Genomic DNA, 6981 nt, shown 5'->3' on the forward strand with positions numbered 1-6981 from the left:
GGCCGACCTGCCGCTGCACCCGGGCTTCGCGGCCAGCTGGCAGCGGCTGCGCACCGCGCCGGCGGTGCTGCCGCTGGGCGACGGCGACGAGCGACGGCGATACCTGCCGCGCACGATCGAGATCGAGACCGGCGTCTTCGTCTGGTGCATGCCCGGGCCCCCGTCGGAGGCCGACCGGGCGCCCTCGCAGCTGGCCCGCCGGATCAGCGCGCTGCTGCCAGCGCCGAACTGAGCCGCGTGGCCGCGGCCCGCGGCTCGGCGGCCGCGGTGATCGCACGCACCACCACGATGCGCCGGGCGCCGGCGTCGAGCACCTCGGGCAGCCGGCGCTCGTCGATGCCGCCGATGGCGAACCATGGTTTGTCGGTTCCCAGCCCGGCGGCCACCTTCACCAGCGGCAGGCCCGGCGCCGCGCGGTCCGGTTTGGTAGGCGTGGGCCAGCACGGCCCGACGCAGAAGTAGTCCGCTTCGCTGCGCGCGGCCGCGGCGGCCTGATCGGCGCTGTGGGTGGACGAGCCGAGCAGCACGTCCGGCCCGACGATGTCGCGCGCGATCGCCAGCGGCAGGTCGCCCTGGCCGAGGTGCAGCACGTCGGCCCCGGCCGCGCGGGCGATGTCGGCGCGGTCGTTGACGGCGAACAGGGCGCCGTGCCGGCGTGCCGCGGCGGCCAGGACCTGACACGCCGCCAGCTCCTCACGCGCCTCCAGCGGGCCGAACCGCTGCTCACCGGCCGAACCCTTGTCGCGCAGCTGGATGATGTCCACGCCGCCGGCCAGGGCTGCGTCGGCGAATTCGGCCAAATCGCCGCGCTCACGGCGCGCGTCGGTGCACAGATAGAGTCGCGCCGCGGCCAGCCGGGCAAGAGGTTGATGCACACCGAGACGCTAGCGCGCTAGCGTGGAGCCGAAGAGAACCACCAGACACGGGAGTCCCGGGTAGTCGAGGCGACTGCGGGGCTGAGAGTGGGCACAGCCGGAGCCACCCGGACCTGCCCTTACCGTCACACCTGATCCGGATCATGCCGGCGAAGGGAGGCTCGAGAATGACCGGGATGCCCTCGGGACCCCCATCGGGGTACCTAGCCGTCATCGGCGGCGGCGTCATCGGGCTGGCGGTGGCGCGCCGCGCCGCGCAGGCCGGCTGGTCGGTGCGGGTGCATCGCAGCGACCACCAGGGCGCATCCTGGGTGGCCGGCGGCATGCTGGCGCCGCACAGCGAAGGCTGGCCCGGCGAGGAGCGGTTGCTGCGGCTGGGGCTGGAATCGCTGCGGCTGTGGCGCGAGGGCGGTTTCACCGACGGGCTGCCGCCCGGGGTGGTCACCGCGCGCGAGTCGCTGGTGGTGGCCGTCGACCGCGCCGACGTCGCCGACCTGCGCACCGTCGCGGACTGGTTGTCCGGCCAGGGGCACCCGGTGGTCTGGGAATCGGCGGCCCGCGACGTCGAACCGCTGCTGGCGCAGGGCATCAGGCACGGCTTCCGGGCGCCCACCGAACTGGCCGTGGACAACCGCGCGGTGCTCGACGCGCTGGCCGCCGAGTGTGAGCGCCTCGGGGTGCGGTGGGCGCCGGCGGTGCACGAGCTGTCGCGCGTCGAGGCCGACGCGGTGGTGATCGCCAACGGCATCGACGCGCCGGCGTTGTGGCCGGGCCTGCCGGTGCGCCCGGTGAAGGGCGAGGTGCTGCGGCTGCGGTGGCGCAAGGGTTGTATGCCGTTGCCGCGGCGGGTGATTCGCGCCCGGGTGCACGGACGGCAGGTGTACCTGGTGCCCCGCGCGGACGGAGTGGTCGTCGGCGCCACCCAGTACGAGCACGGGCGCGACACGGCCCCGGTCGTGTCGGGGGTGCGCGACCTGCTCGACGACGCGTGCGCGGTGCTGCCGGCGCTGGGCGAATACGAGTTGGCCGAATGCGCCGCCGGGCTGCGCCCGATGACCCCGGACAATCTTCCGTTGGTGCATCGCCTGGATGCGCGGACGCTGGTCGCCGCGGGCCACGGCCGGTCGGGATTCCTGTTGGCGCCCTGGACGGCAGAACAGATCGTGTCCGAACTGGCCCCGGTGGGAGCACACCCATGATCGTTCTGGTCAACGAACAGAAGGTCGACGTCGACGCGCCCATCACGGTCGCCGCGTTACTGCAGTCCCTGGGGTTCCCGGACCGCGGGGTGGCCGTGGCCATGGATGACACGGTGCTACCGCGATCCCGTTGGGCCACCGAGCTATTCGACGGTGCCCGGCTCGAGGTGGTGACGGCGGTGCAAGGTGGCTAAGTCCGAGATGCCCAAACTGACCATCGGAGACCGCAGCTTCGCGTCGCGGCTCATCATGGGGACCGGCGGCGCGAGCAACCTCGCGGTGCTCGAAGAGGCGCTGGTGGCCTCGGGCACCGAACTGACCACCGTCGCGATCCGCCGCGTCGACGCCGAGGGCGGCACCGGATTGCTCGATCTGCTCAACCGGCTGGGCATCACGCCGCTGCCCAACACCGCGGGATGCCGCGGCGCGGCCGAGGCGGTGCTCACCGCACAGTTGGCGCGCGAGGCGCTGAACACCAACTGGATCAAGCTCGAGGTGATCGCCGACGAACGCACGCTGCTGCCCGACGCGGTCGAATTGGTGCGGGCCGCAGAGCAATTGGTCGACGACGGATTCGTCGTGCTGCCCTATACCAACGACGATCCGGTGCTGGCGCGCCGGCTCGAGGACGCCGGCTGCGCGGCCGTCATGCCGCTGGGTTCGCCGATCGGCACCGGCCTGGGCATCACCAACCCGCACAACATCGAGATGATCGTCGCCGGGGCCGGCGTTCCGGTGGTGCTCGACGCCGGCATCGGAACCGCCAGCGATGCCGCGCTGGCGATGGAATTAGGTTGCGACGCCGTACTTCTGGCGACCGCGGTGACCCGGGCCGCCGATCCGGCGGCGATGGCCGCCGCGATGGCCGCCGCGGTCACGGCCGGGTATCTGGCCCGCCGCGCCGGACGGATCCCGAAGCGGTTCTGGGCGCAGGCTTCCAGCCCCAGCCTAAGTCAATGAATCGTTATGTGGCGCTAGGCAGTTCGATGGCCGCGGGCCCGGGCATCCGTCCCCGCGCGGCAGGGGCTCCGCGATGGTCGGGTCGATCCGCACGCAACTACGCCCACCTGATCGCGCAGCGTCACGGCTACGACCTGGTCGACGTCACCTTTTCCGGGGCGACCACCGCCCACGTGCTCACCGAAAGCCAGCGCGGGGCGCCACCCCAGATCGCCGCGCTGGACGGCACCGAAAGTCTGGTCACCGTCACCATCGGCGGCAACGACGTCGGCTACATCCCGCTGCTGATGGCGGCGTCGCTGCCGCGGGCACTGCGGCACCTGCCGTTGCTGGGGGACCGCATCACCGAACTGCTGGACCGCCAAGCGCGAGATGCGGCCTTGGACGCGGTGTTTGAATTGCTGTGCGCGGTCGGCCGGGAAGTGCGCCACCGGTGCGCGGGGGCACGGATATTCTTCGTCGACTACCTGACGATGCTGCCGCCGCCGGGTGTGCCGGCCGCGCCGCTGTCGAGCGCCGACGCCGACCTTGGTCGCCACGTGGCCGCGACGCTGGAGACGATGACGGCCGATGCCGCCGCGGCGACCGGCTGCGGACTCATCCGTGCCGCCGCGGCCAGCCGGGAGCACCACGCATGGTCGGCAGAGCCCTGGACGACGCTGCCGACCCGCTTGGGTGTGTCACTGCCCGGACGCCCCGCTCCGTTGCACCCGAACGCCGACGGGATGCGGGCGGTAGCGGATCTGGTTGCGGCCGCGCTCTGAGCGTCAGCCGTTGGTGCGCCACCACTGGTAGAGCGCGTTGACATCGGAGTTGGCCGACGTGAGATGTCCCAACACGTTTTTGGCGTCGGTGGTCCAGGTCAGCGTCGCGTAGTTCTTGTAGGTGCCGCAGGCGATCTGGCCGCCCGTCTGGCCGTTCTGCTTCCAGGTTCCCGGTGACTGCCCGGCGTCCCCGCACGCGGCCAGGGACACGTCCTTGATCGTAGAACTGAACGCGGAGCCCAGGTTCGTGCTGTTGGAGAAGAGCGCGTAGACACCCGATCCCGGTCCGCTGGAGTCGGGGCTTTGCCCGCACACCAGTTCGGCCAGCTCGCCTGCCTCGGTCAGCTCTTGGGACTTGCAGTTGTTCAGGCCGTAGCCCTTCGACAGCGAGGCGGCCAGCGTGTTCAGGTCCGCCGCGTTACCCGTGTTGGGTTCGGCGGTTGCGGTGGCACAACCCGCGAAAGCCAAACTGCCCGTAAATGCTGCGGCCGACACGACTCGCAGCGCGGTGTTGAGATGTGACATTTTCCTGACTCCCTGCGGTTGATGGAAATAAAGAGGGCGAACGTCTCTCGGTCATCTGTTCTTGAATCGGTTGCGGCCCTTCGCCGAATCTCACCCGTTGGCGCGCCACCACCGGTAGAGCGCGGCCACGTCGGTGTTGGACGCGCGCAGTAAGCTCAGCGTGTTCTTGGCGTCGGTGGTCCAGATGATCTCGGCGCCGTTGCGGTACGTGCCGCAGGCCGCCTGACCGGCGCTGTCGGCGGCGCCGTCCTTGTGCCAGGTCGACGGCGACTGGGTGGCGTCCCCGCAGGGGGTCAGGACGTCCTCTTTGATGGTGGCCTTAAACGAGGTGGCCAAGTTCTCGGCGTTGGTGAACAGGACGTACTTGGCCTGAACCGGGCCGCTCGGGTCGGGACTCTGCCCGCAGGTGAGTACCGCCAGTTGCGTGCTGCGGTCGATGTTTCCGGCGGTGCAGTTGTTCAGGCCGTAGCCCTTCGACAGCGAGGCCGCAAGCGCGTTGATATCCGACGGGTTGCCGGTGGTGGCCGGGTCCGCGCTCGCAGTGATGCCGCCCGCTAAGGCCGAACCGGCCATGAGGGCCGTTAAGACCGCTGCCCTCAGCACGTTGCTGAAATCAGACATGAATGGCTCCTTAACGGCGGCTTCTAAACACGGATAGTAGGTCTATGTCGTGGTAAAGCAATACGTTCCGCAGGCAATTGTCTGTGTAGGCATCCTTCGTCGGCTCAACGGGCAGAGGCCCAGGAAAATGATAGTGCCGCGCGGCTTGCGCCGCCCGCTGGCGAATTATGTTGAGTCCGGCGGTAATCGAGCCGCCCGGTGAATGCGGTGGCGTCTCCGGCGCGTTGCGCCCGGCCCGGCCTAAACCAGATTTTGCATTGCTAGTGCCGATCAGAGTCCGCTCGGGTATGGTTAGACCGCTTTACGTCAGCTAACTTCTCTGGACTGGAGAATCCATGACACAACCCCCTCCTCCGCCGCCCAATTACCCGCCGCCGTCTCCCGGTTACCCGCCGCAGCAGCCGGCCGGCGAAGCGCCGAATAACTATCTGGTGTGGTCGATTCTGGCGACCCTGTTCTGCTGTCTTCCCTTCGGAATCGTGGCGATAGTCAAGTCGAGCCAGGTCAATGGGTTGTGGGCGCAGGGACGTTATGCCGAGGCGCAGGCGTCCGCCGAAAGTGCCAAGAAATGGGTGATCTGGTCGGTAGCCATCGGCATCGTGGTGGGCATCATCTACGGCATTTTGATGGCGGTCGGCGCGCTCAACACGGACACCAACGCGGCACTCGCCGCGATGTTCTAAAGGTTCTAGAGTTCGATCATGGTGACCCGCTGGGGGGCGGCGCACGCGAGCTTGGGTGCGCCACTGGTCGTGGCCGCATCCACGACGCTGATGTGCGCCGCCATCTGGGCGGGTGACCCGACCACACCGAACGGTCCGCTGCCGGTCTGCCCCACCAAGGCGTTGTTGGGGATCGACTGTCCCGGCTGCGGCAGCTTGCGGATGGTGTATTCGCTCTTGCACGGCAACCTGTTGGCGGCCGCCAGGTTCAACGCGTTGGGCCTGGCGGCTGTCGCGCTGCTGGCGTGGGCCTACTTCTCCTGGACCTACGGGCGCCTGGTGGGCCGGCGCATCCGCAGCTGGCAGCACCGGCGCTGGGCCGCCGCCGTGACGCTGTCGCTGGTGCTGGCCTGGTTCGTGGTGCGCAACATCCCCTTTGCGCCCTTCAGCGCACTGCATGTCTGATACCGCCGTGTCCTGATCCGGGCCGGTTCGGCAGCGGTCTAACCTGGGGCGCGATGGTGAACAAATCCACGACGATTCCGGCGATGCTGGCCGTGATCGCCCTGACCGCGTTCTCGACCGGCTGCTCGCATCGGTCGTCCGACTCGCAGCAAACGCACCCCGGCGCGGCCGAATTCGCCGCCGGCCTGCGCGACAAGGTCACCACCGACGCGATGATGGCCCACCTGACCAAGCTGCAAGACATCGCCAACGCCAACAACGGCACCCGGGCGGTGGGCACGCCCGGCTACGAGGCCAGCGTCGACTATGTGGTGAACGTCTTGCGCGGCAGCGGATTTGACGTGCAGACCCCGGAATTCTCGGCGCGCGTGTTCCACGCCGAGAAGCCGGAGCTCACCGTCGGCGGCAAGTCGGTGGAGGCGCACGCGCTGGACTTCAGCCTGGGCACCCCGCCGGCCGGCGTGAGCGGGCCGCTCCTCGCCGCACCGCCGGACAACTTGGGCTGCGCGGCCGCCGACTACGCCGCCCTGCCGCTGCAGGGCGCCGTGGTGCTGGTGGACCGCGGCACCTGCCCGTTCGCACAGAAGGAAAACGCCGCGGCACAGCGCGGCGCCGTGGCGATGATCATCGCCGACAACGTCGACGAACAACAGATGGGCGGCACGCTCGGCCCGACCACCGAGGTGAAGATTCCGGTGCTGAGCGTCACCAAGTCGGTGGGGGTGCAGCTGCGCGGCCAGCCCGGCCCCACCACCATCAAACTCAACGCGAGCGTCCAAAGCTTCCGCGCCCGCAACGTGATTGCGCAGACCAAGACCGGGTCGGCGACCGACGTGGTGATGGCCGGGGCCCACTTGGACAGCGTTCCCGACGGGCCGGGCATCAACGACAACGGATCGGGCGTGGCCGC

Annotated in this window: 10 protein-coding genes, 1 pseudogene and 1 riboswitch; of the genes and pseudogenes, 8 read left to right on the plus strand and 3 right to left on the minus strand. The window is 69.5% G+C overall.

Annotated elements, in window-relative coordinates; translation table 11 throughout:
• A pseudogene (locus A5622_RS08770) lies at window positions 1–232 on the plus strand (DNA mismatch repair protein MutT); the annotation flags it as partial.
• On the opposite strand, the gene thiE reads toward A5622_RS08770, so the two are convergent.
• Entirely contained in the window at window positions 204–875 is a 672-nt protein-coding gene (gene thiE / locus A5622_RS08775) for a thiamine phosphate synthase (RefSeq protein WP_066872416.1), read from the minus strand. The pseudogene A5622_RS08770 and the gene thiE overlap by 29 nt on opposite strands.
• Window positions 876–912: 37 nt before the next feature.
• Window positions 913–1050: riboswitch (TPP riboswitch) on the plus strand.
• Between the two features lies 1 nt (window position 1051).
• On the opposite strand from thiE, the gene thiO reads away from it, so the two are divergent.
• The 4 genes from thiO to A5622_RS08795 are packed head-to-tail and all read left to right on the plus strand — an operon-like array spanning window position 1052 to window position 3798.
• The gene (thiO, locus tag A5622_RS08780) at window positions 1052–2074 is read left to right on the plus strand and encodes a glycine oxidase ThiO (RefSeq protein ID WP_066877922.1); all 1023 of its coding nucleotides are present in this window, start codon (window positions 1052–1054) and stop codon (window positions 2072–2074) included.
• Window positions 2071–2268 (plus strand): sulfur carrier protein ThiS, encoded by a 198-nt coding sequence (thiS, locus tag A5622_RS08785; RefSeq protein ID WP_066872420.1) that lies wholly within the window; start codon window positions 2071–2073, stop codon window positions 2266–2268. Before thiO ends, thiS begins: the two co-directional genes overlap by 4 nt.
• A gap of 7 nt (window positions 2269–2275) precedes the next feature.
• The gene (locus A5622_RS08790) at window positions 2276–3034 is read left to right on the plus strand and encodes a thiazole synthase (protein WP_066877924.1); all 759 of its coding nucleotides are present in this window, start codon (window positions 2276–2278) and stop codon (window positions 3032–3034) included.
• Window positions 3031–3798 carry an SGNH/GDSL hydrolase family protein gene (locus A5622_RS08795; RefSeq protein WP_066877918.1) on the plus strand — a complete coding sequence of 256 codons (768 nt, stop codon included), beginning with the start codon at window positions 3031–3033 and terminating at the stop codon, window positions 3796–3798. The genes A5622_RS08790 and A5622_RS08795 overlap by 4 nt, the downstream gene beginning before the upstream one ends.
• Before the next feature lie 3 nt (window positions 3799–3801).
• Here A5622_RS08795 and A5622_RS08800 read toward each other — a convergent pair whose 3' ends face one another.
• Window positions 3802–4323, minus strand: coding sequence for a serine/threonine protein kinase (locus tag A5622_RS08800; protein WP_066877919.1), 522 nt, complete (start codon window positions 4321–4323; stop codon window positions 3802–3804).
• Between the two features lie 90 nt (window positions 4324–4413).
• Window positions 4414–4944, minus strand: coding sequence for a serine/threonine protein kinase (locus A5622_RS08805; protein WP_066877920.1), 531 nt, complete (start codon window positions 4942–4944; stop codon window positions 4414–4416).
• 335 nt (window positions 4945–5279) lie between these two features.
• Between A5622_RS08805 and A5622_RS08810 the strand changes: the two genes are divergently transcribed.
• From A5622_RS08810 to A5622_RS08820, 3 genes are all read left to right on the plus strand, one after another.
• The gene (locus A5622_RS08810) at window positions 5280–5627 is read left to right on the plus strand and encodes a CD225/dispanin family protein (protein ID WP_066872431.1); all 348 of its coding nucleotides are present in this window, start codon (window positions 5280–5282) and stop codon (window positions 5625–5627) included.
• Window positions 5628–5645: 18 nt separating this feature from the next.
• Window positions 5646–6071, plus strand: a complete 426-nt coding sequence (locus A5622_RS08815) for a DUF2752 domain-containing protein (RefSeq protein ID WP_066872434.1) — start codon at window positions 5646–5648, stop codon at window positions 6069–6071.
• A 53-nt stretch (window positions 6072–6124) separates the two neighbouring features.
• Window positions 6125–6981: PA domain-containing protein (locus tag A5622_RS08820; protein WP_156748815.1), on the plus strand; the 857-nt coding region annotated here is incomplete at its 3' end.

Source organism: Mycobacterium sp. 1245801.1 (assembly GCF_001673055.1).
Lineage (GTDB): Bacteria > Actinomycetota > Actinomycetes > Mycobacteriales > Mycobacteriaceae > Mycobacterium > Mycobacterium europaeum_A.